At 72.5% G+C, this 25,126-nt stretch carries 18 protein-coding genes; 15 read left to right on the top strand and 3 right to left on the bottom strand.

Translation table 11 applies throughout. The annotated features are described in order from the left end of the window. Positions 1-3 precede the first annotated feature (3 nt). The gene (locus ABTZ17_RS04340; RefSeq protein ID WP_352193963.1) at positions 4-2,163 is read right to left on the bottom strand and encodes a RecQ family ATP-dependent DNA helicase; all 2,160 of its coding nucleotides are present in this window, start codon (positions 2,161-2,163) and stop codon (positions 4-6) included. A gap of 111 nt (positions 2,164-2,274) precedes the next feature. Between ABTZ17_RS04340 and ABTZ17_RS04335 the strand changes: the two genes are divergently transcribed. The 13 genes from ABTZ17_RS04335 (at position 2,275) to qcrB (ending at position 19,549) form a co-directional block, all read left to right on the top strand. Further along, the gene (locus ABTZ17_RS04335) at positions 2,275-3,600 is read left to right on the top strand and encodes a DUF4192 domain-containing protein (protein WP_352193962.1); all 1,326 of its coding nucleotides are present in this window, start codon (positions 2,275-2,277) and stop codon (positions 3,598-3,600) included. A gap of 102 nt (positions 3,601-3,702) precedes the next feature. Beyond that, positions 3,703-3,996, top strand: a complete 294-nt coding sequence (locus ABTZ17_RS04330) for a hypothetical protein (protein WP_352193961.1) — start codon at positions 3,703-3,705, stop codon at positions 3,994-3,996. Between the two features lie 11 nt (positions 3,997-4,007). After that, positions 4,008-4,955 (top strand): UbiA family prenyltransferase, encoded by a 948-nt coding sequence (locus ABTZ17_RS04325; RefSeq protein ID WP_352193960.1) that lies wholly within the window; start codon positions 4,008-4,010, stop codon positions 4,953-4,955. Positions 4,956-4,983: 28 nt separating this feature from the next. Beyond that, complete coding sequence (locus ABTZ17_RS04320) at positions 4,984-6,600, top strand: class I adenylate-forming enzyme family protein (protein WP_352193959.1); 1,617 nt, start codon at positions 4,984-4,986, stop codon at positions 6,598-6,600. 71 nt (positions 6,601-6,671) lie between these two features. Next, on the top strand, positions 6,672-7,934 hold the full coding sequence (locus ABTZ17_RS04315; protein ID WP_352193958.1) for a nucleotide sugar dehydrogenase: 1,263 nt from the start codon (positions 6,672-6,674) through the stop codon (positions 7,932-7,934). Further along, on the top strand, positions 7,931-8,917 hold the full coding sequence (locus ABTZ17_RS04310; protein WP_352193957.1) for an NAD-dependent epimerase/dehydratase family protein: 987 nt from the start codon (positions 7,931-7,933) through the stop codon (positions 8,915-8,917). The genes ABTZ17_RS04315 and ABTZ17_RS04310 overlap by 4 nt, the downstream gene beginning before the upstream one ends. Then, positions 8,914-10,512, top strand: a complete 1,599-nt coding sequence (locus tag ABTZ17_RS04305; RefSeq protein ID WP_352193956.1) for an NAD(P)/FAD-dependent oxidoreductase — start codon at positions 8,914-8,916, stop codon at positions 10,510-10,512. Before ABTZ17_RS04310 ends, ABTZ17_RS04305 begins: the two co-directional genes overlap by 4 nt. Continuing rightward, positions 10,509-11,510 carry an alpha/beta hydrolase gene (locus ABTZ17_RS04300; RefSeq protein WP_352193955.1) on the top strand — a complete coding sequence of 334 codons (1,002 nt, stop codon included), beginning with the start codon at positions 10,509-10,511 and terminating at the stop codon, positions 11,508-11,510. Before ABTZ17_RS04305 ends, ABTZ17_RS04300 begins: the two co-directional genes overlap by 4 nt. Before the next feature lie 102 nt (positions 11,511-11,612). Next, on the top strand, positions 11,613-13,781 hold the full coding sequence (locus ABTZ17_RS04295; RefSeq protein WP_352193954.1) for an MMPL family transporter: 2,169 nt from the start codon (positions 11,613-11,615) through the stop codon (positions 13,779-13,781). Positions 13,782-13,883: 102 nt separating this feature from the next. After that, positions 13,884-15,503 carry a class I adenylate-forming enzyme family protein gene (locus ABTZ17_RS04290; RefSeq protein ID WP_352193953.1) on the top strand — a complete coding sequence of 540 codons (1,620 nt, stop codon included), beginning with the start codon at positions 13,884-13,886 and terminating at the stop codon, positions 15,501-15,503. Between the two features lie 61 nt (positions 15,504-15,564). Then, entirely contained in the window at positions 15,565-17,007 is a 1,443-nt protein-coding gene (locus ABTZ17_RS04285) for an FAD-dependent oxidoreductase (protein WP_352193952.1), read from the top strand. A gap of 248 nt (positions 17,008-17,255) precedes the next feature. Further along, positions 17,256-17,876: a TetR-like C-terminal domain-containing protein gene (locus tag ABTZ17_RS04280; protein WP_352193951.1), complete on the top strand. Its 621-nt coding sequence runs from the start codon at positions 17,256-17,258 to the stop codon at positions 17,874-17,876. Continuing rightward, positions 17,876-19,549, top strand: a complete 1,674-nt coding sequence (gene qcrB / locus ABTZ17_RS04275; protein WP_352193950.1) for a cytochrome bc1 complex cytochrome b subunit — start codon at positions 17,876-17,878, stop codon at positions 19,547-19,549. Before ABTZ17_RS04280 ends, qcrB begins: the two co-directional genes overlap by 1 nt. A gap of 227 nt (positions 19,550-19,776) precedes the next feature. Here qcrB and ABTZ17_RS04270 read toward each other — a convergent pair whose 3' ends face one another. Together ABTZ17_RS04270 and ABTZ17_RS04265 are read right to left on the bottom strand one after the other, a co-directional pair. Continuing rightward, positions 19,777-21,228, bottom strand: a complete 1,452-nt coding sequence (locus ABTZ17_RS04270; RefSeq protein WP_352193949.1) for a nitrosuccinate lyase — start codon at positions 21,226-21,228, stop codon at positions 19,777-19,779. Next, positions 21,228-23,189 (bottom strand): FAD/NAD(P)-binding protein, encoded by a 1,962-nt coding sequence (locus ABTZ17_RS04265; RefSeq protein ID WP_352193948.1) that lies wholly within the window; start codon positions 23,187-23,189, stop codon positions 21,228-21,230. Before ABTZ17_RS04265 ends, ABTZ17_RS04270 begins: the two co-directional genes overlap by 1 nt. A 336-nt stretch (positions 23,190-23,525) precedes the next feature. Between ABTZ17_RS04265 and ABTZ17_RS04260 the strand changes: the two genes are divergently transcribed. Together ABTZ17_RS04260 and metK are read left to right on the top strand one after the other, a co-directional pair. Further along, on the top strand, positions 23,526-23,774 hold the full coding sequence (locus tag ABTZ17_RS04260) for a DUF6059 family protein (RefSeq protein WP_352193947.1): 249 nt from the start codon (positions 23,526-23,528) through the stop codon (positions 23,772-23,774). Positions 23,775-23,969: 195 nt separating this feature from the next. Next, positions 23,970-25,126 (top strand): methionine adenosyltransferase (gene metK, locus ABTZ17_RS04255; protein WP_352193946.1); only part of this gene is annotated, 1,157 nt, incomplete at its 3' end.

Raw genomic sequence — 25,126 nt, 5'->3', positions numbered from 1 at the left:
CGATCACGACTGGACCGCGAGGACCAGCGGAAACACCTCCCCGGCTCCGGCCCGCCGGAGCAGCCGGGCGGCCACGGCGAGCGTCCATCCTGTCTCGGACCGATCGTCGACCAGCAGCACCGGACCCGCAGCGGCGGCCAGGGACTCCGCGAGCTCGCCCGGTACGGAGAGCAGTTCGTGCAGCGCCCGCACGCGCTGGGCGCTGTTGGAGGAGGACAGCCCGTACGGCGGGGTCTGCGCCGCGTACTCCAGCGAGCCCAGGAGGGGCATCCGACCCACCTCCGCGATGCGTGCGGCCAGCGATCCGATCAGGGCGGGTCGGGTCCGCGAGGCCATCGCCACCACGCCCACCGGGCGCGGCGGGGCGTCCGGAGACCCCGAGGCCCAGCCGCCCGGCCCCCGCGCCCAGTCCGCCAGCACCTCCACCACCGCCGCCGCCACGTCCTCGGGAACGGGGGCGTCGGCGGCGCGGTCGGCGAGCAGGGGCCGCAGCCGGTTGCCCCAGCCGATGTCGGAGAGCCGGCCCAGGCCGCGGCCCGTCGCCGCCTGCTCCCCGGCCGGGATCCGCCCCTTGAGGTCCACGCCGACCGCCACCAGGCCGGTGGGCCACATCCGGCGGGGCTCCAACTCCACGCCGGGACGGCTCAGCTCACCGCGGGCCTCGCCCAGCGCCGTATCGGAGACGTCCGCCGTGTAGCGGGGACCCGCGCAGTTGTCACAGCGGCCGCAGGGCGCCGCCTCCTCGTCGTCGAGCTGCCGCCGCAGGAACTCCATGCGGCAGCCCGTGGCGGCCGCGTAGTCCCGCATGGCCTGCTGCTCGGCCGCTCGCTGCCGGGCCACCCAGGCGTACCGCTCGGCGTCGTACACCCAGGGCTCGCCCGTCGCCGTCCAGCCGCCCTTCACGCGGTGCACGGCCCCGTCCACGTCGAGGACCTTCAGCATGCTCTCCAGACGGGTCCGCCGGAGGTCGACCAGCGGCTCCAGGGCGGGCAGCGACATCGGTCGGCCGGCCTGCGCGAGCACGTCCAGGGTGCGGCGGACCTGCTCCTCGGGCGGGAAGGCGACGGAGGCGAAGTACTGCCAGATCGCCTCGTCCTCGCGCCCCGGCAGCAGCAGCACCTCCGCGTGCTCGACCCCGCGCCCCGCGCGACCGACCTGCTGGTAGTAGGCGATGGGGGAGGAGGGCGAACCCAGGTGGACCACGAAGCCCAGGTCGGGCTTGTCGAAGCCCATGCCCAGGGCGGAGGTGGCGATGAGGGCCTTGACCCGGTTCGCCTGGAGGTCCTCCTCCGCCTGCTGGCGGTCGGCGTTCTCGGTGCGGCCCGTGTAGGAGGCGACGGTGTGCCCGCGGTGGCGGAGGTAGGCCGTCACCTCCTCCGCCGCGGCGACCGTCAGGGTGTACACGATCCCCGACCCGGGGAGCTCGTCGAGGTGGTCGGCCAGCCAACCCAGCCGGTGCGCCGCGTCCGGCAGGCCCAGCACCCCGAGGCTCAGGCTCTCCCGGTCCAACGGGCCGCGCAGCACCAGCGCGTCGGTGCCCGCGCCCGTGCCCAACTGCTCGGCCACGTCGGCGGTGACCCGGGCGTTGGCCGTGGCCGTCGTGGCCAGCACCGGCACCCCGGGCGGCAGGTCCGCCAGCATCGTGCGCAGCCGTCGGTAGTCGGGGCGGAAGTCGTGCCCCCAGTCGGAGATGCAGTGCGCCTCGTCCACCACGAGCAGGCCCGTGGCCGCGGCCAGCTTGGGCAGCACCTGGTCCCGGAACTCGGGGTTGTTCAGCCGCTCCGGGCTGACCAACAGGACGTCCACCTCGCCGGCGGCCACCTCGGCCTGGACGCCCTCCCACTCCTCGGGGTTGGAGGAGTTGATCGTCCGGGCCCGGATGCCGGCCCGGGCCGCCGCGTCGACCTGGTTGCGCATGAGGGCCAGCAGGGGGGACACGATCACCGTGGGCCCGCCGCCCGCGGCGCGCAGCAGGGACGTCGCCACGAAGTACACCGCGGACTTGCCCCAGCCGGTGCGCTGCACGACCAACGCCCGCCGCTTGTGCGCGACCAGGGCCTCGATCGCGCGCCACTGGTCCTCGCGCAGCCGGGCCGCGCCCGTGGGGTCCCCCACGAGGCGGGCGAGTACGGAATCGGCGGAAGCCCTGAGTTCTGCGTTCATGCCCCCATGCAACCCGATGGCTCGGACATCGCGCGAACGCCCCCGCCGGCCTGTGGACAACTTTATCCACAGGGGTTTCGCGGTCCGGCCGGTCCGGGGGATCTTCGGGCCATGACGCACCGTGACGAAACGGCGGGCCTCGGCGCCGCCCACGAGATCACCCTCCGCAGCCCCGGCGAGCTCGCCGACGCGCTGCCCTACATGGTGGGCTTCCACCCCCACGACGCCATCGTGATGGTGGCCGTCCACGGCTCCCGCGGCCGCTTCGGCGGCCGGGTGCGGGTGGGCATCCCCCGCGCCTCCGCGGACTGGGAGGAGCTGGCGGGTCACCTCGCCGACGCCCTGGTCCGGGGTGCGGAACGGCGCGGCGGACCGCGCCCCGACGGCATCGTCCTCTACCTGTGCCGGGAGCCGGCCGAGGGGGAGCCCGCCCGCCTGGTCCGGGACCGGCTACGGCCCCTGGCCCAGGCGCTCCGGCTGGCCTGCGGGGCCCTCGACGTGCCCGTGATGGAGGCCCTGTGCGTCTCCGGGGGCCGGTACTGGAGCTATGTCTGCCCCGAACCGGCCTGCTGCCCCCCGGAGGGGACGCCCCTCGCGCTGTCCGGCACCTCGGTGATGGCCGCGCGTGCCACCTACGCGGGCATCCGGGTCCGCGGCACCCAGCGCGAGCTGGAGACCCGCCTGAAGCCCCTCCGGGGGCCCTCCGCGGTGGCCCAGAGCCAGGTCCTGGACCAGGAGGCGGCCGCCCTCACCCCCGCGCTCCTCGACCCCGCGGCGCGAGCGGGCACCGGCCGCGCCACCGTCGCCCTGGCCGCCGCCCTGCTCCGGCGCTTCGCCCAGGCCCCGCCCGCCGACACCGGCCCGGCCTCCGACGACTGGGACGACGCCCTCCTGGACCACCACGAGGCCGCCCGACTCATCATCGGCCTCCAGGACCGCGAGACCCGGGACGTGGCCGCCGAATGGATGGAGGGCCCGGAGGCGGCCCCCGCCCTGCGGCTGTGGCGGGCCCTGGCCCGGCGCTGCGTGGCCGGGTACGCCGAGCACGCCGCCGCCCCGCTCAGCCTGGTCGGCTGGGTGGCCTGGTCCACGGGCGACGAACCGTACGCCCGGATCGCCCTGTCCCTGGCCCTGCGGGCGGACCCCCGCTACCGCTTCGCCGAGCTGCTCCACCACGCCTGCAACGAACAGCTCGACCCCGAGAGCCTGCGGGAATGCCTGCGCGAGGAGCGCCGTCGCCGGGAGGCGGCCGAGCGCGCCGCGTCCGCCGACGGGCCCGGCGCGCCCCCGGGCCCCGCCCGGCACCGGGCCCGGCGCGGTGCCCCGAGGACCGGGCCCGGCGGGCGGGTGCGTCCGCCCGGGACCGGGCCGTCCGCGCTCCGCGGGGCCCGCCCCGTCCGGCGGCCCCGCAAGCGGACCGGTGGAGCGGCCTCGTGACCCGCCGTCAGGTCGCCCGGCCCCGGGCCGTGACCCGGCCCGCCGCCGACGCGTTCAGCTCTGTGGTGCAGGGGGCACTGCCGCGCCGCCGGATACGGGCTCATGCGGGAGAACGGCCACGACCCGCGCGGCGGCCACGTCGACCACGAACTCGTCCGCGCCACCGAGCTGGAGGACGTGCGCGCCGAGGGCCGGGTCGTCATGGTCCGCGGCGGTTCCGCCCAGGCCCGCCACTACCAGCTGTGGCTGGAGTTCATGGCCCCCCGGATCGTCGCCGGGGGACTCGTCACCCAGGAGCGCATCGACGAGGCCCTGGCCCAGATGGCCGACCCCGCCCACCACTGGCTCAGCCAGGTCCAGATCTCCACCACCGGCCGCAAGCCGCTCGGCTCCTGAACCGGCGAGGCATGAGCATGACCGACACCCTGGCACCCCCGCGGATGACCCGTCCGCGCGCCTACGCACAGCTGGCCAAGCTGCGGTTCTTCGACTACTACCTGGCCGCGTTCGTCGTGTGGACGATGCTTCCGCCGGACCTCCGGCTCGACGCGCGGGTCCTGGTGACACTGGTCGTGCTCAGCCTCGGCTGGGTCGGGGTCTGCGCCGCCGCGGTCGCCTTCGACGACGTCTCCGGCTTCCGCGACGGCAGCGACCTGGTCAACTACGACCCCGCCCAACAGCAGCTCCGCAACCGCGACCTCAAACCCCTGCTCGACGGCCACCTGACGGTCCGCCAGGCCCTCGGGTTCGGCTACGCCGCCCTGCTCTTCGGCATCGCCTGCGTGGCCGTCGGCACCCTGATCGCACCCGACCGCCCCTGGTGGGCACTGGCCCTCCTGCCCGTCCTCGTCGGCGGCAGCGTCCAGTACTCCTACGGGCTGCGGCTCAGCCACCACTACGGCCAGGAGATCGTGCTGGTCCTCAGCACCGGCCTGGTCGCACTGATCCCCTTCGGGCTGGTCCACGGCGAGATGACCGGCCTGGCCCTGCTGGAGTCCCTGCTCATAGGGCTGTGGAGCCTGCTCGTCTCGCTCTACTCCAACATCAACGACCGCGAGGGCGACATCGCCTCCGGCCGCAAGAACCTCGCCACCGTGCTCCGGCCGCCCGTCTACCGCGTGGTGATCCTCGCGATCAGCCTCGCCGAGACCGCCGCGATCGTCTGGGCCTGCGCCGTCGGCGCCGTGCCCTGGTGGTTCCTGCTCGCCCTCGCACCCGTCATCGCCCTGCGCGCCCACCAACTGCGCACCGGTCTCCTCCGGGGCCAGGTCCTCGTCGCCCGCAAGCTCGGCGGCCAGGCCCACCGGCTCGGCGTGGTCCTGCTCCTCGCCGCCAATCTGCTCGCCGTCCGCTGACCCGACTTCCAGGAAGACACCACTGGATATGAAGAAGAACCTGCGACCCAAGAACCTGGGCGCGCTGTTCGAGGCGTACGCCGACGCGGACGTGCCGGCCTGGCACCTCGACCGGCCCTTCGACATCGCCCCCGGAGCCGGCCGTCAGTACACCGTGGCCCGCATGGCCGAGCTCGTCGCCGACATGTCCGGCCGCCTCGCCCTCGCCGGGCTGCGCCGCGGCGACCGCCTGGCCATCGTCAAGGAGAACCACCACGACGTGGTCCTCCTCGCCGCGGCCGCCGCCCGCATCGGCGCCCTGCCCGCCATGATCTCGGCGACCAACGCGCCCGACGTCCTCGCCAAGATGATGGAGCGGTTCGCCCCCCGCGTCCTGATCGCCTCCGACTCGGTGCTCGCCGCCGCCGTCAAGGCGGGCGTGCTGCTCACCGGCCCCGACACCCAGGTCGTCGCCATCGAGGGCGACACCTCCCTGGCTCCCGACGCCGTCGGCCTCGCCGACCTGGCCGGCGCCGACGTGCCCGCGATGAGCCTGCGGCCCAACGACGAGCCGATGATCTGCACCCACACCTCGGGGACCACCGGCATCCCCAAGCTCGTGGTGCACTCCCCGAACACCCTGCTCGGTGTCCTCACCAAGCTGGAGACCATGCCCATCCCGGGCCTCGCCGTCCGCCCGGACGACGTGTTCGCCTCCTGCATCGCCTTCGTCCACGGCCGCGCCATCACCTGGACCTTCGCTCAGCTGGCCCGCCCCCCGCAGAAGGTCGTCGTCCTCGGCGGCTCCGAGCCCGAGACGGCCGCCGAGCTCCTCGCCGAGCACCGGCCCACCATCCTCGAAGCCTGCCCGAACATCTACCAGCGCTGGGAGCCGCTCACCGAGTCCCACCCGGGCGCCTTCCGCCGGGTCCGCGCCTTCCTCAACACCTTCGACGCGATCCACCCGCCCACCGTGCGCAAGTTCATGGAGGCCAGCCACGTCAAGCGTCCCGTATGGGGCCAGGTGTGGGGACAGAGCGAGACCGGCCCGGTCGCCATGGCCATCTACTCCCGCGACAAGATCCGCAAGAACCAGGGCGCCCTCGACCCGGTCACCAACGTCGTCGGCCGCCCCGTCCCCTTCGTCACCCAGGTCCGCGTCGTCGACCCCACCACCCGCAAGCCCGTCCCCGCCGGACAGCAGGGCGTCGTCCTCGTCCGCACCAAGGGCCGCTGCCTCACCTACCTCGGCGAGGACGACCGGCACCGCGAGAAGGACTGGAACGGCTGGTGGAACACCGGTGACATGGGCGTCCGCTCCCGCACCGGCAACCTCCGCATCGTCGACCGCGAAGTCGACCTGATACCCGGCATCAGCGGCATCGAGCTGGAGTCGATCCTGCTGGAGCGCCTGGACCGGGTCACCGAGGTCATCGTCCTCGGCAACCCCTCCGGCCTGCCCGTCCCGGTCATCAGCCTCGCCGGACCCGACCTCACCGACCAGGAATGGGCCGCCGCCACCCGCGGACTGCCCGAACTCGCCGCGCCGCACGTCATCGCCTGGGAGGACTTCCCGCGCACCGGCACCTGGAAGGTCCGCCGCCACGACCTGCGCCAGCGGGTCCTCCAGTCCCAGGAGACCTTCGGCACCGGTCGCTGGACCTGACCGACCGACCCACACCCACCCTCAGCGGCCGCCCCACGGCGGTCACGGCCACCTAAGGAACGGACAGGACGATGGCAAAGATCGTCATCATGGGTCAGGGCTACGTCGGCCTTCCCCTTGCCATGCTCGCCGCCGAGGCGGGTCACACGGTCGTCGGCTTCGACGTCAGCGAAGAGCGCGTCAAGCGCCTCGCGGCGGGCGAGTCCTTCGTCGAGGACGTCGCCCCCGAGCGACTCCTCGGCGTCCTCGACTCCGGGGCGTACAAGCCCACCACCGAGGAGCGCGAGATCGGCGGCTTCGACGTCGCCGTGATCAGCGTGCCCACCCCGCTGCGCGAGGGCATCCCCGACCTCAGCCACATCGAGTCGGCCGCCCGCATCCTGGGCCGCTTCCTGCGCCAGGGCTCCACCGTGATCCTGGAGTCGACCACCTACCCGGGCACCACCGAGGAACTCGTCGCCCCGCTGCTGGAGGAGTACTCCGGCCTCACCGCGGGCGCCGACTTCCATCTCGGCTACAGCCCCGAGCGCATCGACCCGGGCAACCGCACCTGGACCCTGGAGCGCACCCCCAAGGTGGTCTCCGGCGTCGACGAGAACTCCCTCAAGTCCATCGACGCCTTCTACTCCGGGCTGATCGAGACCACCGTCCCGGTCGGCTCCCCGAAGGTCGCCGAGCTCACCAAGCTGGTCGAGAACACCTTCCGGCACGTCAACATCGCCCTGGTCAACGAACTCGCGATGTACGCCCACACCCTCGGCATCGACGTGTGGGAGGCCATCGACGCGGCCGCCTCCAAGCCCTTCGGCTTCATGAAGTTCACCCCCGGCCCCGGCGTCGGCGGCCACTGCCTCCCCGTCGACCCCGTCTACCTGTCCTGGCAGGTCGAACGGAAGGTCGGCCGCCTCTTCCGCTTCGTCGAGCTCGCCAACCACATCAACGACCACATGCCCGGATACGTGGTCCAGCGCCTCATCTACGGCTTCAACGAGCGCGGCCGGGCCCTCAAGGGCGCCCGCGTCCTCCTCCTCGGCCTCGCCTACAAGCCCGACACCGGCGACGCCCGCGAATCGCCCGCCACCCGCGTGGTCGAGGGCCTGCTCCGACTCGGCGCCGAAGTCCGCGCCGTCGACCCGCACGTCGTCGAGGACCACACCGTGGACCCCCGCCTCACCCGGGTCGAGCTCACCGAGCAGGAACTCACCTCCGCCGACGCCGTCGTCCTCCTCACCGACCACTCGGCCTTCGACTTCGGCCTGGTCGAGCAGCACGCCTCGTACGTCCTGGACTGCCGGCGGCGGCTGCCCGCCGGCGCGACGGTCGAGCACCTGTGAGCGCCCCTCGGCAGCGGGTCCTGGTCACCGGCGCCACCGGCTTCGTCGGCGGCGCGGTCACCCGCGCCCTCCTCGCGGCCGGACGCCAGGTGACCGCACTGGTCCGCGACCCGGCCGCGGCGGCCGCCGCGGACCTGGCCGCCGCCGGGGTGAGGGTGCACACCGCGGACATGCTGCGCCCCGAGACGTACACCGGGCTCGCGGCCTCCCACGACGCGGTCGTGCACGCGGCCCAACTGCGGACCACCGGGCGGCTCTCCGCCGCCCGGCTGGCCCGGATGCGCACCGCGGACCGGGTCATGACCACGACCCTGGCCGAGGACTGCCTGCGCCACGGCACCCGACTGCTCTACACCGGCGGCGCCTTCGTCTACGGGGACCACGGACGGGACTGGATCGACGAGGACACCCCGCACACCCCGGCCCCGCTCGGCGTCGGTCACGCCGCCGGCGCCGCCCTCCTCAAGACCCTGGGAGCCCGGGGCCTGGACGCCGTCACCCTCTACGCCGGATTCGCCTACGGCCCCGGCGGCAACTTCAAGACCGCCTTCCTCGACCAGGCCGCCACCGGCCGGATCCGCTACCCCGGCGACGGCCGGGCGTACTGGAGCTGCGTCCACGTGGACGACCTGGCCGCCGGCTACCTGGCCGCCCTCGACCGCGCCCCGGCCGGCGGCGCCTACAACCTCGTCGACGACGAGCCGCTCACCCTGGGCCGGTTCGCCGCCCAGGTCGGCTACGCCACCGGCGTCCGCAAGGTCTCCGGGATCCCCCGACCCCTGGCCGCGCTCGCCCTCGGCGGGGCCGTGGCCACCTCGCTCACCACCTCGTACCGGGTCTCCAACCGTCGCGCCCGCCTGGAGCTCGGCTGGGTCCCCGCCCGGCCCACCGTCGCCGACGGTCTGCCCTCGGTCCTCGGGGACCTCGCGGTCCGACCGTCCGCCCGGGCCGCCACCACGCACTCAGGAGGGAGTCACCGATGAGCCCGAACCACCCGATCGCTTCCCCGGCCGACACCGGTGAGGGTCACGCCGTCGTCATCGGGTCCAGCCTCGCCGGGCTCACCGCCGCCGCGGCCCTGGTCCGGCACATGGACCGGGTCACCGTCATCGAGAAGGACCGGCTCCCCCGCGGCCCGCGCTGGCGCCCCGGCGTCGCCCAGTCCCGGCACGCCCACAACCTGATGCAGGCCGGACACGAGGGCCTGGAGCGGCTCTTCCCCGGCATCGGCCGCGAACTCCTCGCCGCGGGCATGGTCAAGGTCCGCATGCCCGAGGACATCCTGCTGATGGCCCCCGGCGGCTGGATCCCCCGCTTCTCCACCGGCATGTCGATGATGACCGGCACCCGCGACGTCATCGACGCCGTGGTCCGCGACCGCCTGCGCGGCGACCCGAAGGTCACCTTCCTCCAGGAACACGAGGTCACCGGTCTCCAGGGCGGCCGTGACGACACCGTCACCGGCGTCTGGGTCCGCGCCAAGGACACCGAGGCCGCCTCCGGTTGGAGCCCGCGCCGGCTCATACCGGCCGAGTTCACCGTGGACGCCTCCGGCCGCAAGTCCCGCGCCCCGGAGTGGCTGACCGAGCTCGGCTACCAGGCCCCCGAGGAGACCGTGGTCGACGCCAAGACGGCGTACGCCACCAGCGTCTTCGCACCCCCCGTCGGCCACGTCGCCGACTGGAAGTGCATGCTCCTGATGGCCACCCCCGACAACCCCCGCCAGGGCATCCTCAACCCCATCGAGGGCGGCAAGTGGATGGTCTCGGTCTCCGCCAGCGGCGGCAGCCGGCCCCCCACCACCCACGAGGGCTTCCTCCAGGCCGTCAAGACCCTCCGCGACCCGGTGCTCTTCGATGCCATCGAACGCGCCACCCCGCTGGGCCGCGTCTACGGCTCCGGACGCACCGAGAACCGCTGGCGGCACTACGAGAAGCTGCGCCGCCTGCCCGACCAGTTCCTCGTCATCGGCGACGGCATGGCCGCCTTCAACCCCTCCTACGGGCAGGGCATGTCCGCCGCGGTCAAGAGCGCTCTGGTCCTGGAGGCCATGCTGCGCAGCCACGGCACCGTGGTCGGCCTCGCCCGCCGGCTCCGCAAGGCCCTCGCCAAGGAGGTCGCCGGCGCCTGGCAGATCGCCACCACCTCGGACCTCAAGTACCCGTGGGCCGCCGAGGTCACCCCGCCGGACCTGGAGACCCGCATCGGCCAGTGGTACGTGGACAAGGTGGCCGCCGTCGCCCCCGTCAACCGGGCCGCCGCCACCGTCATCCTCGAACTCGGCCAGCTCCTCGTCGACCCCACCGCGGCCTTCCGCCCCAAGGTCCTCGCCGCCGCCCTCCGCGGCCCGCGCGGCCCCCTCCCCACCGCCCCGCCGAGCACCACCCACGGCGCGGCCGCCAAGCGGCGCAAGCCCGCCGCGGTGGCCGGACCCGCCGTCGGCGTGTTCAGCAGCTCCTCCCGGAGCACCGCCCCCGGGACCTCCGCGGAGTGGCCCCAGGCGGCCCCCGCGGCCGAGGAGCAGCCGACGACGGCCGAGGTCCACCCGATCCACGGCAACTCAAGGAGAACGCGATGACCACCACCCCTGTCCACCCCGCGGACCTCGACCCGGCCGGTGCCGAAGACGACGGCCGGATCCGCGAGGACCTCACCTTCCGGGTGCGGCCCGCCTCCGCCCCGGACACCGAGTGGCAGATCCGCGGCGAACTCCTCGTCCCCGCCCAGGGCGCCGACACCGTGCAGGTCCTGCTGCCCGGCCTCACCTACGACCGCCGCTACTGGACTGTCCCCGGCCGGTACGACTACGCCGGGCACATGCTCCGCGCCGGCTACGCGGTCCTCCTCATCGACCGCCTCGGCACCGGCGCCAGCAGCCGCCCCGCCGCCACCGACGTCACCGTGGACAGCAACGTCGAGACCATCCACCACGTCATACAGGAGCTCCGCTCGGGCACCCCCGGCGGCCACTCCTTCGACAAGGTGGTCTCCGTCGGCCACTCCTTCGGCTCCGGCCTGGCCATCGTCGAGGCCGCCCGCCACGCCGACGTGGACGCCCTGGTCGTCACCGGGATGCTGCACACCATGGCCCCGCTCTACGACGAGGTCATCAACTTCTTCCACCCCGGCTCCGAGGACCCGGTCATCTCCGACCCGGACCTGCCCCAGTGGTACATGACCCAGCGCCCCGGCCTGCGCGCCCGGATGCTGGAGCACGCCGAGGGCATCGACCCCGAGCTGTCCGCGCACAACGAGCTGATCAAGGCCACCGCCACCCTCGGTGAGGGCGAGAGCCTCCCCCAGACCTACCTGGCCGAGTACTCCCAAGCGGTCAAGGTTCCCGTCCTGCTCGTCGTCGGCGAACACGACGCGCTGTTCAGCAGCGCCGACGTGGCCTTCGCCGCCGACAGCGAGTCCGTGCACGCCTTCGAGCAGAGCTTCTACGCCCCCGAGGCGGAGCTGGAGACCCACGTCATCGCGGGCACCGGCCACTCGCTCACCGTGCACCGCACCGCTCCCGAGAGCTACGCGCTCACCGAGCGCTGGCTGAACCGAAAGCTCTCCGCGTCGGCATGACCGCGGAGTTACGCACCGAAAAAGGGGATTACCGTGTTTGAAAAATTGTCACGACTTCTGCTCAACTCGCCACGAAAAGTAGTGATTTGGACGTTGGTCGTCGTGTTCCTCGCCGGAGGCGCTGCGGGCGGACTGCAGAAGCGCCTCACCATGGGCGGGTACGAGTACACCGGTACGGAGTCGTACAAGGCCGCCGCCGAGCTCGACAAGACCTTCAAACAGGGTGAACCGAACCTGCTTCTCCTGGTGAAGGACGACCGGGGCGTCGACGACCCGGCCGTCGCCGTCGCCGGCGCCGACCTCACCGCCAAGATCACCGCGGAAGAGGGCGTCACCGGCGTCTTCTCCTACTGGACCGCGGGCAAGCCGAAGTCCCTGCGCGACGAGTCCGGAGACCAGGCCCTGGTCCTCGGGCGCATCGCCGGAGACTTCGACGACGTCCTCGACACGGTCAAGGCCCTCGACAAGGAATACAGCGGCAAGGTCGACGGCCTGGAGATCAAGACCGGTGGCTCGGCCATGATGTGGCTGGAGAACACCACCAAGTCCGCCGAGGACGCCACCAAGGCCGACGGCATGGTCTTCCCGCTGGTCCTGGTCGTCCTCGTGATCATCTTCGGTAGCGCCATCGCCGCGCTGCTGCCGCTCGCGGTCTCCGTCAGCGCCATGTTCCTCTCCATGGGCGTGCTGTTCGTCATCACGCTCTTCAGCGAGACCTCCAGCATGGTGGTCAACACCACCACCTTCCTCGGCCTCGGTCTCGGCATCGACTACAGCCTCCTGTTCGTCAGCCGCTACCGAGAGGAACTCGGCCGCGGCAGGGGAATCGACGAAGCCATCTCGATCACCCTGCGCACCGCCGGCCGCACCGTGCTCTTCTCGGCCCTGACCGTGGCCGTCGCCTTCGTCGGCGTCTTCGCCCTGCCGTTCACCATGCTCCGCTCCATGGCCATCGGCTGCATCGCCACCTCGCTGCTCGCCGCCTTCTCCACCGTCATCCTGGCCCCGGCCCTGCTGAAGTGGATCGGCCCGCGCATCGACAAGTGGAAGATCATCAAGAAGAAGGCGAACCCGGCCAAGGACGGCGGCGGCTTCTGGCACAGCCTGTCCACCAACGTCATGCGCCGCCCGGTGCTCGTCACCGTGCTCGTGCTCGCCTTCGTCACCGTCCTGGCCCTCCCGGCCTTCAAGCTGGACGCCCGCCTGCCCGACGAGAGCGTCCTCGCCAAGGACGCCAAGTCCGCCCAGGTCGCCGCGGTCCTCAAGACCGACTTCGACTCGCGCGAGCAGCAGCCCGTCCAGATCGTCGCCAAGGAGAGCGGCGACCCCCAGGCCAAGGCCACCGAGATCGCGGCCTACGCCCAGCAGCTGTCCACCCTCGAGAACGTCACCCGCGTCGACGCCCTCACCGGCTCCTACGCCAACGGCAAGGAGGTCGCCCCGGCCGGCCCGGCCAGCGCCCGCTTCGCCACCCAGGACAGCACCTACCTCACCGTCATCCCGGCCGTGGACCCCTACGCCACCGACGGCGAGCAGCTCGTCCGCGACGTCCGCGACGCCAAGGCCCCCTTCGACGTCAAGGTCGGCGGCCCCGCGGCCGTCAGCGTGGACACCTTCGACACCCTCAAGGACCGCCTGCCGGTGGCCGGCCTCATCCTCTTCATCGGCATGTTCGTCCTGCTGTTCCTGCTCACCGGCAGCGTCCTGCTGCCCATCAAGGCGATGCTGCTCACCGCGCTCAGCCTCACGGCCACCTTCGGCGCGCTGGTCTTCATCTTCCAGGAGGGCAACCTCACCTGGCTGGTCGGCGACTTCATCGTCACCGGCGGCATCACGTGGACCGTGCCGATCATGCTCTTCGTGATCGCCTTCGCACTGTCCATGGACTACGAGGTCTTCATGCTCTCCCGCATCAAGGAGGAGTACGACCTCACCGGCGACAACGAGCAGTCCGTCGCCGCCGGTCTGGAGCGCGTCGGCAAGGTCGTCAGCTACGCGGCCCTGCTGCTCTCCCTCGTGTTCATCGTCCTCATCACCTCCGGCATCAGCTACATGAAGGCGATCGGTCTCGGCCTCGCGCTGACGATCATCATGGACGCGACGCTCATCCGCGGCGCCCTGCTCCCCGCCTCCATGAAGCTCATGGGCCGTGCCAACTGGTGGGCCCCCGGCCCGCTGCGCAAGCTGCACGACCGCTTCGGCATCAGTGAGAGCGACGAGCCCGGACCGACCGCGGGCCAGTCCAGCCCCTCGCTGGCGGCCAAGCGCTGAGGTGACCCCGACGGGCGCCCGCCCCTCCCGCCCCGGGCGGGGCGGGCGCCCGGCACTCCGCGCACGCCCCCACTCCCTCCCCCTCACGGAACGGACCCCCCGATGGGAAAGACAGCACGCCCCAAGGCCCTGGGGGCGCTCTTCGACCACTACGCCGGAGTGCCGGGCGCGGAATGGCATCTGGACCGGCCCTTCGACATCGCCCCGCAGGGCGGCCGCGCGTACGACTCCACCTCGCTGGCCCGCCTCGTCGCGGACATGTCGGGGCGGCTCTACGCGGCCGGGCTGCGGCGCGGTGACCGCCTGGCCATCGTCAAGGAGAACCACCTCGACACGATCCTGCTGGCGGCCGCCGCGGGCCGGATCGGCGCCCTCCCCGCGATGATCACCTCGACCTTCAACGCGGCCACCCTGGCCAAGATGATGCCGCGTCTGGAGCCCAAGATCCTCATCGCCTCGCACTCGGTCCTCGCGGCCGCGCAGCGCGACGGCATCAGCATCACCGGACCGGACACCCGGGTCATAGCCATCGACGGCGACGCCGAGGAGATACCCGGCGCGGTGTCGCTGTCCGAGTTCGCGGGCGCCGACGTGCCCGTACCGAACCTGCGCCCGCACAGCGACCCGATGCTCTGCACCCACACCTCCGGCACCACCGGCGTGCCCAAGTTCGTGGTGCACTCCCCGAACACCCTCATCGGGGTGCTCTCCAAGCTGGAGACGATGCGCATCCCGTTCCTGTCCACGCGACCGGACGACGTCATCGCCTCCTGCATCGCCTTCGTCCACTCCCGCGCCGTGACCTGGACCTTCGCCCAGTTCGCGCTGCCGCCCAAGAAGGCGGTCATCCTCGGCGGCTCCGACCCCGACACGGTCGTGGAGACGCTCTCCCGGCACCGGCCCACCACCCTGGAGGCCTGCCCCAACATCTTCCAGCGCTGGGAGCGGCTGCCCAGCCTGCACCCCGAGCTGTTCACGAACGTCCGCGCCTACCTCAGCACCTTCGACGCCATCCACCCCAGCACCATCCGCACCTTCATGGCGGCCACCAACCGCCGTGCCCCGGTGTGGGGACAGAGCTGGGGGCAGAGCGAGGTGGGCCCGGCCACCCTGGCCGTGTACTCCAAGCGCACGGTGATGCGCCCCTCCGGCTCCAAGGACCCCTTCACCAACAGCGTGGGCCGCCCCATCCCGTTCGTCACCCAGATCCGGGTCGTGGACCCCGACACCCGCAAGCCGCTGCCCCGCGGCGAGCGCGGCCTGGTCCTGATCCGCACCAAGGGCCGCTGCCTGACCTACCTCGGCGAGCACGAGCGGCACCAGGAGAAGGACTGGGACGGCTGGTGGAACACCGGCGACATCGGCATCCACACCCGCACCGGCAACCTGCACGTCCTCGACCGCGAGGTCGACGTCATCCCCGGCACCAGCGGCATCGAGCTGGAGAGCCTGCTGCTGGAGCGCCTCGACGACGTCACCGAGGCCATCGTCCTGGGCAACCCGGGCGGCCTGCCCGTCCCCGTGCTCAGCACCCACGACGGCAAGCCCCTCGACCCGGCCGTCTGGGCGCGCGCCACCGCCGACCTGCCCGCCCTCGAAGAGCCCCGGGTCATCCCCTGGGAGGACTTCCCGCGGACCGGCACCTGGAAGGTCCGCCGCTTCGACCTGCGGGCCCAGATGCTCGAAACGCAGGAGACGTACGGAAGCGGCCGGTGGACCTGACCGGACCGCCCGCGGCCGCCGCCACACCCGACCAAGTACGCACAGCGGAGAGGAAGCACACATGACCGGCACCGATGCGGCGCGAGCAGGGACGCGGGGTGCCCGGGGGCACGCCGTGGTCGTCGGGGGCAGCCTGACCGGGCTCCTCTCGGCCTGGGTCCTGGCCGAGCACCTGGACGTCACCGTGGTGGAGCGCGACCCCGTCACCGAGGGGCCCGAGTTCCGCCCCGGCGTCCCCCAGGGCCGCCACGCGCACGCCCTGATGGAGGGCGGACAGCGCGCCCTGGAGAACCTGCTCCCCGGCATCCTCGACGAGTTGGTCGCCGCCGGGGCCACCCGCACCCCGCTGCCCACCCGACTGGCCTGGCTCGACCGCAACGGCTGGAACCGGATCGGCAACGAGGGCCGGGTCTCCTTCCTGACCTGCACCCGCCCCCTGCTGAACTGGACCATCCGGCAGCGGGTGGCCACGCACCCGCGGATCTCCTTCGTGCACGGCACCACCGTCACCGGGCTGGTCCACGAGGCCGGCGCGGTGTGCGGCATCGCCGTCCGCCCCAAGGGCGGGGAGCCCTCCGAGATCGCCGCCGAGCTGGTGGTCGACGCCAGCGGCCGCGGTTCGCTCACGCCCAAGTGGCTGGCCGAGCTGGGCTACCCGGAGCCCGAGGACGAGATCATCGACGCCGGACTGGCCTATGCCACCCGGCTGTTCAAGCGGACCCCGCGGGCCGCCGCGCAGAAGTTCAACGCGGTCACCGTGCAGCCCGTCCCGGAGAACCCCACCATGGGCCTGCTCGTCCCGGTGGAGAACGACCAGTGGCTCCTCGCCCTCGGCGGCATGCGCGGTCACGAGCCGCCCACCGACGTCGAGGCGTGGATGGACTTCGCGAAGAACCTGCGCACCCCCCTCATCCACGAACTGGTGTCCGAGGCCGAGCCGGTCACCCAGGTCTTCGGCTTCCGCAACACCCAGAACCGCCGCCGCCACTACGAGCGCACCGCCCGCCACCCCGAGGGCCTGCTCGTCCTCGGCGACGCCGCCTGCACCTTCAACCCGATCTACGGGCAGGGCATGACGGCCGCCAGCCGGGAGGCCGTCGGCCTGCGCGCACTCCTCGCCAAGCACGGCACCGGCCCCGGCCTCGCCCGCAAGGCGCAGAAGATGGTCTTCAAGACCACCGCCAACCCCTGGCTGATGGCCACCAGCGAGGACCGCAGCTACCCGACCACCGTCGGCGGCAAGAAGATCGGCCTCGCCGACAAGGTGCTCAGCTGGTACATCAGCCGCCTCAACTCCGAGGGCCTGGTCAACCCGAAGATCGGCGCGAACTTCTTCGCGGTGGTCTCCCTGGCCGACCCGCCGGCCGCGTTGTTCAAGCCCGCGATGATCCTCGCGGCCCTGCGGCGCCCGTACTCCCGGCGCGGCGGCGCGGTCCCGGCCCCCGTGCTGGCCCCCGCCCTCCAGGCCGTCCGGGACCAGGCGGTCCGGGAGGGCGTGAGGTAATCCACGGTCCTCCCGGCCGCCCCCGCGCGGCGGCCGGACGGCCGAAACGGAAGGCCCCCTCGGTCCACCGCCGAGGGGGCCTCCGGCATTCCGGGCGCAGCTCGCGGCCGGTGCGTCCCGGCCCGAGCGCATACCGCCGGGAGCCCCCGCGGAACGGCCCGAAAACGCCCTGTCATTTCATGTATGACAGGTTCTTGCCATGGGCGGATCGCCCCTGCGTGGCAAGGGTGCAACCTACGATTCTTGTTATGCCAAGTCTGGAGCAGTCCACCGCTGCAGGGGTAGATCCACAGGCTCAGGAAGCGGTCTTCGCAGCCGTCCTGCAGCTGTGCGCGGAACGTTCGTACCGGGAGTTCGACCTCGGTGACATAGCCGTCCGCGCAGACGTCGACGAGCAGGTGATACGCGGCCGCTGGCCCGCGAAGAGCTTCGTCGTGGTGGAGGCCCTCCTGCGAACCGTCGCACCCCATATGGTCTTCCCCCGCACCGGGGACATCACGGCCGACCTGAAGGCGCAGCTCGCCGCCACGGTCGACCTGTTCGCCAGCCCGTCCATCGGCCCGCACCTGGCGGCCCTGGCCGCCGACGCGAACACCGACCCGCGGCTGCACGCCCTCTTCCTCAAGCACGTGTTCGGACCGAACCGGGCCGTGGCCCGCGCCCGCTTCGAACTCGCCCAGGAGCAGGGCCAGATCCGCCCCGGCATCGACCTCGACACCGCGGTCGACCTCGTCTTCGGCCCGATCTGGTTCCGGCTGCTGCTGGGTACCGGCCCGCTCGACGCCGACCTCGCCGGGCACATCACCGACTGCGCGCTCGCCGGCCTCGCCCCGCAGCCGCAGCTCGCCACGGCAGGAGGTGAACGCTGATGGCGGTCGACACCCGCACCCCGGCCCCCGCCGAAAGCGGCAACAAGGTCGCCAACTACGTGGACGCCCGCTTCGGGATCTACAAGACCCGGGCCCTGGTCCGGAAGATCTTCCCCGAGCACTGGTCCTTCATGTTCGGCGAGATGGCGCTTTACAGCTTCGTCATCCTGCTGCTCACCGGCATCTGGCTCACCCTGTTCTTCAAGCCGAGCATGACCGAAGTCGTCTACGACGGCTCCTACGAGCCGCTCAAGGGCATCCTGATGTCGGAGGCGTACGCCTCCACGCTCAACATCAGCTTCGACGTCCGCGGCGGCCTGTTCATCCGTCAGGTGCACCACTGGGCGGCGCTCACCATGGTGGCCGCCACCTGCCTGCACATGATGCGCCACTTCTTCACCGGCTCCTTCCGCAAGCCGCGCGAGATCAACTGGCTCTTCGGGTTCGTCCTGCTGATCCTGATCATCCTGGAGGGCTTCGCCGGGTACTCGCTCCCCGACGACCTGCTCTCCGGAGTCGGCCTGCGCATCGCCCAGGGCATCATGCTGGCGGTCCCGCTGGTCGGAACGTACGTCAGCATGTTCGTCTTCGGTGGGGAGTTCCCCGGCCACGACTTCATCTCCCGGCTGTACGGCATCCACATCCTGCTGGTGCCCGGCATCATGGCCGCCCTGATCGTGGTGCACGTCCTGATGGTCGGCGTCCACAAGCACACCCAGTTCCCCGGAGCGGGCAAGACCAACGAGAACGTCGTCGGCCAGCCCCTCTTCCCGAACTACACCGCCAAGGCCGGCGGCTTCTTCTTCGCCGTCTTCGGCGTCCTCGCCTTCATGGGCGGTGTGGCCCAGATCAACCCGGTCTGGAACTACGGCCCCTACCGCACCGACCAGGTCTCCCAGGGATCCCAACCCGACTGGTACATGGGCTTCCTCGAAGGCGCCCTGCGCGCGATGCCGGCCTGGGAGTTCACGCTCGGCGGCTACACCGTCAACATGGCGGTGATCCTGCCCGCGGTGGTCCTGCCGGGCCTGATGGCCACGGCCATCGCCGCCTGGCCCTTCCTGGAGGCGTGGGTCACCAAGGACACCCGGGAGCACCACCTCCTGGACCGGCCCCGCGACCGGCCCACCCGGACCGGCTTCGGCGCCGCGTTCATCTCGCTCTACCTGGTGCTGTTCTTCGGCGGCGCGAACGACGTCCTCGCGGAGAAGTTCCACCTGTCGATGAACACCATCACCTGGATGGTCCGCATCGGGATCTTCCTGGTGCCGCTGATCACCTTCTTCGTCACCAAGCGGATCTGCCTGGGCCTCCAGCGCCGCGACCGCGACAAGGTGCTCCACGGCCGCGAGACCGGCGTCATCGTCCGGCTCCCGCACGGCGAGTTCGTCGAGGTCCACGAACCGCTGCCGGCCGCCAAGCGGCACGTCCTCGTCAACCGGAACGTGTACGAGCCGGTCGAGGCGCCCCCCGAGGAGATCGACGGGGTCCGCAACCCGAACCTGCGCAAGAAGCGGCTGCACTACCGCCTGAGCCGGTGGTTCTACGGACAGCAGATCAAGCCGCCCACCCGCGAGGAGTACCAGGAAGCCCTGGAGCACCACGCGCACGGGCACGCCGAGCTGACCGAAGGAAACCAGGAGAAGGCGGAGGCCGGGTCCACGTCACACTGACCCGGTCACCCGACCCGGAGCCCGGACGCGAGGCGGCGTCCGGGCTCCGTCTTACCCCTGTGCGGGGGCTCCGCCCCCACACCCCCGCGCCTCGAACGCCGGCGGGGCCGGTATCCGGCTCCGGTGGGTCGTCGGGTGCGGGACACGGGCGACGCCCCGCCGGGGGGACGGGGCGTACGAGGAGGGGGGCCACCCGCGCGGGCGGCCCCCCTTCGGGATTCCGGCACCTACCAGGCGCCCACCCGCCCCAGCTCCCGGTGCCGCGCCAACACCCGGTCCACCAGCGCCCCCGCGGCCCCGGTATACCCGGCGGGATCCGCGAACGCGTCCAGCTCCGCCCGGGAGAAGGCCGCCGAGATCTCCGGCACCTCCGCCAGCAGCTCGCCCAGCGGCCGCCCTCCGTCCACGGAGGCCAGCGAGGCCCGGGTCACCACCGCCTTGGCCGCGGCCTTACCCAGCACCGGCGCCAGCACCGCCGCCAGCCGCTCCGCCACGATCAGCGGGCCGGTCAGCCGCAGGTTCTCCAGCATCCGCTGCGGATGCACCCGCAGCCCCGCCGCCAGCTCCGCCGCCGTGTGCGCGGCCCCGCCCACCAGCCGCAGGCACTCCCGCAGGGGCAGCCACTCCGCGTGCCAGGCCCCGGCCGGCCGCTCGTCCTCCGAGACCAGCTGCTGCGCCACGCCCGCCGCGAGCAGCGGCACCTGCGCCGCCGCCGACCGGATCAGCGTGGCCAGCACCGGGTTGACCTTCTGCGGCATCGCCGAGGAGGCCCCGCGGCCGGGGGCCGCCGGCTCGGCGACCTCCCCGACCTCCGTGCGGGACAGCGACTGCACGTCCACCGCGAACTTCCCGAGGACGCCCGCCGTCAGCGACAGCACCCCCGCCAGGTCCGCCAGCGGGGTCCGCGCGGTGTGCCAGGGCGCCACCGGCACCGCCAGGCCCAGCTCGTCCGCGTACGCCCGGAACAGCTCCGCCACGTACCGGTCGGGATCGCCGGCGGCCCCCTCGGGCGCGTCGATGCGCGCGTACTCCAGGTACCCGGCCAGGGTCCCGGCCGCGCCGCCCAACTCCACGGGCAGCCCGCCGCGCTCCAGGCCCCGCAGCCGCTCCAGCGCGTCCAGCACGCCCTGCAGCCAGTTCGCCGCCTTCAGTCCGAAGGTGGTCGGCACGGCGTGCTGGGTCAGGGTCCGACCCGCCGCCGGGGTGTCCCGGTGCGCGGCCGCCAGCTCCGCCAACGCGTCCGCCGTCCGCTCCAGATCGGCGGTGATCACCGCGAGGGCCCGGGCCGCCACCAGCATGGTGGCCGTGTCCAGCACGTCCTGGCTGGTGGAGCCCCGGTGCACGTAGTCGGCCGCCGCCGGGGCGGCCGCCGCGACCGCGGTCGTCAGCGCGGAGACCACGCCCACCACCGGGTTGGCGGCCATCCGGGCCGCCTCCGCGAGCGCCCGCAGGTCGAACTCCTCGGCCCGCGCCGTCTCCGTGATGACCGCGGCCGCGGCCGCGGGCACCAGACCCATCCGGGCCTGGGCTCGCGCCAGCGCCGCCTCCGCGTCCAGCATGGCCTGGAGCCACGCGGTGTCCCCGGTGACCGCCTCCACGGGCGTACCCGCCCGCACCGGGGACAGCAGCCCCGCGTCGGCGTCCGCGAACACTCCGGTGCCCTCGACCACGGCCGTCATCAGGCCACCTCGGTCCGCGCCGCGGGAACCGTCTCCACCGAAGCCCCCGCCAGGCCGAGCACGGCCCGCGCGATGGCGTCGGAGTCCCCGAGGGTCACCGAGTTCACCCCCGGCCGGATGCCCGCCGCCGTCACCCAGTGCACCGACTCCGTCGGCACCCCGAAGGCGAACCGGCGCGGGTGCGCCTCGCCCTCACCGTCGATCAGGTGGTACGGCCGCTGCGTCACCGCCAGACCCCCGGTCTGGTACGACTCCTGACCCGGCCCCTCGACCACGTGGTACGAGCACTGACCGGTGGCCTTCAGGTGCAGCAGCAGCGGATCGGCGGTGCGCCGCAGGTCGATGTCCGGCAGCCGGGCCTCGATCAGCACCGTCGCGTCCACCGAGGAACCGGGCACCCGACCCGAGGAACCGGTGAACACGCGCCGCTCCCGGTCCAGCTCCACCCGCATGTCCGGCCCGATCACGTCCAGCACCCCGGCCTCGATCAGCGCGATCATCTCCTGGATGCGCCGGGTCGGCGGACCGATGGACAGGAAGGCGTTCAGCGGGGTGTACCAGCGGTCGAGGTCGTCGCGGTGCGAGGCCGCCGTCAGCCCGTTGTGGTCCACCAGCAGACGTATCTCGTTCCGCAGGTCGCGCAGGGCGTCCAGCGCTGACTTCAGCGGACCGGTGACGTTGCCCTCCAGGGCGTCCGACACGTCCTGCCGCAGCAGCCTCAGCAGCCACTCCCGGTAGTCCGTCGTCCCGGTGAACTCCCGCCCGCGGTGCGGCTGCGCCAGCCGCTCCCAGTCCCAGCGGTCCTCCTCCGCGACCTTGAACTCGTCCAGCAGCCGCGACTCCGCCTCACTGCCGCGCGCCGTCTCCAGCAGCAGCTCCTGGAACGCCTCCACCACCGGGCTCGGGTGCTCCTTCGCCAGCAGCGCCGTGTAGTAGACGGCCTCCGCCTCCCGGGCCACCAGCGGCCAGATCTCCCGACGGAAGTCCAGCCCGCCCTGCACCTGGGAACGGTGCCGCAGCTCCTTCACCTTCGCGTCGGTCAGCAGCAGCGGCACGTGCCGCCCGTACGCGCCCTTCTCGTTCTCACCGCGCGCGTGGTACGGGATCCCGCGCCGGGAGCTCGCGTACAGCCGCGGCTCCAGACCCGAGGCCCGGTACACCAGCCGCTCCCCGTCCGCCCCGTCCTCCTCGAAGACCCCGCCGCGACCGTGCGTGAACAGGGCCATGTAGTCGAAGAAGTTCAGGCCGAGACCGCGCAGCAGCACCGCCTCCCCGGCACCGATCCCCGACAGGTCCGTGTCCGCCGGGTTCACCGGCAGCTGGTGGTTCAGCCCCAGCGCCGTGGCCTCCTCGTGCAGCCGCCGCAGCGACTCCGGCTCCTCCGCCGGCACGTGCCCGAGCGACAGGACCACCGCGTCCAGGTGCTCCAGGACGGTCCCGTCCTCCAGCCGCACCGTCTGCGGGCCGTCCTTCGTCGGCCCGCCGTCGTCCAGGGCCACCGCCCGGCTCTTGTGGAACACCACCTGCACGTGCGCCGGCGCCAGGGCCACCACGTGCTGGAACACCCACTCCAGGTACCGGCCGTAGAACCCGCGCGTCGGGTACGTGTTGGGGCCGAGACGACGGGCCTCCGCGAGGAACTCCTCGTCCAGCCCCTCCCCGGGCTCCAGCGGCGTCATCAGCTGCGCCCACTCGTACAGGCTCGGACCGGCCGCCAGCGGCCCCGACATCTCCACCGTGTCATCGGTGAACAGGGTGACCTGCGAGGCGACGGTGTTCATCAGCAGCTGCCGGGACTGGCTCCCGCGCCACACCCGGCCCGGCCCTGGCCGCTCCGGGTCGACCACATGCACGGTCACCTCCACCTCGGGGAACTGAGCGGCGTTCGCGCATACGCGCTCCAGCGCGGACAACCCGCGGGGCCCGTTGCCGACGACGCACATGACGAGTTGCTTGCCCATCTGCTGCTCCTGATTGGCGTGAGTGAAAAGAAGGCGGGAATGCGCATCCCGTCGTGGAGCGCACGCATGAAAGCGATCAGATCCGCCACCCCGAAAGCCGGTCAACGAAAGGCCCCCGGGCACCCCGAAATACCGGCCGGAGACCGGAATTCATGCCGAGATCCTGTCGCTGCCGGAACCCCGCCGACCCGTTCAGCCCGGGGCCCGCCACGCCCGCCGATGCCCTTTGCCATGGCCTTGCCATCCACCGCGACCGGACCGGTTAAGCACCCCGCAAGCCCCCGCGGGCACCCTCACGGTGGAGGACTGTCGAGCCGGACGGCCGAAGGGGGCAGGATGCGGAACCGGATGTGGTGGACGCTGATCGTCGGCCTGGGCGCGGTCGGCCGCGTCTGGGTGCCCACCCCGCACGTGGAGCCGCCGCCCCCGGAACCGCCACGACGCGCCGAGGGCGGGCCGGACCCCGGCCCCCTCGTCCTGCCCCGCCGCCCCATCGGCGGCCCGCCCCCCGGACATCCCGAGAAATGGGACGCCCTCCACGAATTGACCGACGAGGAAATCGAGATGTGGCGCCGGCTCGTCTGAACCGGTGGCGCCGCCCCGTCCGAACCGGTGAACCGGTGAACCACTGAACCGGCGGCAATTCCGGCGTTCCGTCCGCGCAAGCGGCCCTTAAGCCGCCGTCCACAGACTCGGCGCCGGCGGGCTCGCCGTCCCGAGTCCGCCCGAGCGCGCATCGCCCCCGCTCTCGTCAGTCCACCGACTCGCACTGGGAGTGCCGTGTCCCGCCGTCTCTTCACCTCGGAATCCGTCACCGAGGGCCACCCCGACAAGATCGCCGACCAGATCAGCGACACCATCCTCGACGCGCTCCTGCGCGAGGACCCGAGCTCCCGCGTCGCCGTGGAGACCCTCATCACCACCGGCCAGGTCCACATCGCCGGCGAGGTGACCACCACGGCCTACGCCCCGATCGCCTCCCTCGTCCGGGAGAAGATCCTGGAGATCGGCTACGACTCCTCCAAGAAGGGCTTCGACGGCGCCTCCTGCGGGGTCTCCGTCTCCATCGGCGCCCAGTCCCCGGACATCGCCCAGGGCGTCGACACCGCCTACGAGAGCCGCGTGGACGGCGAGGAGGACGAGCTCGACAAGCAGGGCGCCGGCGACCAGGGCCTCATGTTCGGATACGCCACCGACGAGACCCCCGAGCTGATGCCCCTGCCCATCCACCTCGCGCACCGCCTCTCCAAGCGCCTCACCGACGTGCGCAAGGAAGGCGTCCTGCCCTACCTGCGCCCCGACGGCAAGACGCAGGTCACCATCGAGTACGACGGCCCCAAGCCGGTCCGCCTCGACACCGTCGTGGTCTCCTCTCAGCACGCCGCGGACATCGACCTCGACGCCCTCCTCGCCCCCGACGTCCGCGAACACGTGGTCGAGCACGTGCTCCAGGAGCTGGCCGCCGAGGGCATCAAGCTCGACACCGAGGGCTACCGCCTGCTGGTCAACCCGACCGGACGCTTCGAGATCGGCGGCCCGATGGGCGACGCCGGCCTCACCGGCCGCAAGATCATCATCGACACCTACGGCGGCATGGCCCGCCACGGCGGCGGCGCCTTCTCCGGCAAGGACCCGTCGAAGGTCGACCGCTCCGCCGCCTACGCCACCCGCTGGGTCGCCAAGAACGTCGTCGCCGCCGGGCTCGCCGCCCGCTGCGAGGTCCAGGTCGCCTACGCCATCGGCAAGGCCGAGCCCGTCGGCCTCTTCGTCGAGACCTTCGGCACCGCCACCGTCGACACCGCGAAGATCGAGGACGCCATCACGGCCGTCTTCGACCTCCGCCCGGCCGCGATCATCCGCGACCTCGACCTGCTCCGCCCGATCTACGCCCAGACCGCCGCCTACGGCCACTTCGGCCGCGAGCTGCCGGACTTCAC

It is taken from the genome of Streptomyces sp. NPDC097619 (assembly GCF_040302735.1).
Lineage (GTDB): Bacteria > Actinomycetota > Actinomycetes > Streptomycetales > Streptomycetaceae > Streptomyces.
Note: the sequence above shows the minus strand (reverse complement) of the source record. Positions and strands in the feature narration are given on the sequence as shown.

Bases quoted from the DNA above. Each gene is read 5' to 3' on its own strand.
- ABTZ17_RS04340 (WP_352193963.1), bottom strand. From the start codon at position 2,163: ATGAACGCAGAACTCAGGGCTTCCGCCGATTCCGTACTCGCCCGCCTC.
- ABTZ17_RS04335 (WP_352193962.1), top strand. From the start codon at position 2,275: ATGACGCACCGTGACGAAACGGCGGGCCTCGGCGCCGCCCACGAGATC.
- ABTZ17_RS04330 (WP_352193961.1), top strand. From the start codon at position 3,703: ATGCGGGAGAACGGCCACGACCCGCGCGGCGGCCACGTCGACCACGAA.
- ABTZ17_RS04325 (WP_352193960.1), top strand. From the start codon at position 4,008: ATGAGCATGACCGACACCCTGGCACCCCCGCGGATGACCCGTCCGCGC.
- ABTZ17_RS04320 (WP_352193959.1), top strand. From the start codon at position 4,984: ATGAAGAAGAACCTGCGACCCAAGAACCTGGGCGCGCTGTTCGAGGCG.
- ABTZ17_RS04315 (WP_352193958.1), top strand. From the start codon at position 6,672: ATGGCAAAGATCGTCATCATGGGTCAGGGCTACGTCGGCCTTCCCCTT.
- ABTZ17_RS04305 (WP_352193956.1), top strand. From the start codon at position 8,914: ATGAGCCCGAACCACCCGATCGCTTCCCCGGCCGACACCGGTGAGGGT.
- ABTZ17_RS04300 (WP_352193955.1), top strand. From the start codon at position 10,509: ATGACCACCACCCCTGTCCACCCCGCGGACCTCGACCCGGCCGGTGCC.
- ABTZ17_RS04290 (WP_352193953.1), top strand. From the start codon at position 13,884: ATGGGAAAGACAGCACGCCCCAAGGCCCTGGGGGCGCTCTTCGACCAC.
- ABTZ17_RS04285 (WP_352193952.1), top strand. From the start codon at position 15,565: ATGACCGGCACCGATGCGGCGCGAGCAGGGACGCGGGGTGCCCGGGGG.
- ABTZ17_RS04280 (WP_352193951.1), top strand. From the start codon at position 17,256: ATGCCAAGTCTGGAGCAGTCCACCGCTGCAGGGGTAGATCCACAGGCT.
- qcrB (WP_352193950.1), top strand. From the start codon at position 17,876: ATGGCGGTCGACACCCGCACCCCGGCCCCCGCCGAAAGCGGCAACAAG.
- ABTZ17_RS04270 (WP_352193949.1), bottom strand. From the start codon at position 21,228: ATGACGGCCGTGGTCGAGGGCACCGGAGTGTTCGCGGACGCCGACGCG.
- ABTZ17_RS04265 (WP_352193948.1), bottom strand. From the start codon at position 23,189: ATGGGCAAGCAACTCGTCATGTGCGTCGTCGGCAACGGGCCCCGCGGG.
- ABTZ17_RS04260 (WP_352193947.1), top strand. From the start codon at position 23,526: ATGCGGAACCGGATGTGGTGGACGCTGATCGTCGGCCTGGGCGCGGTC.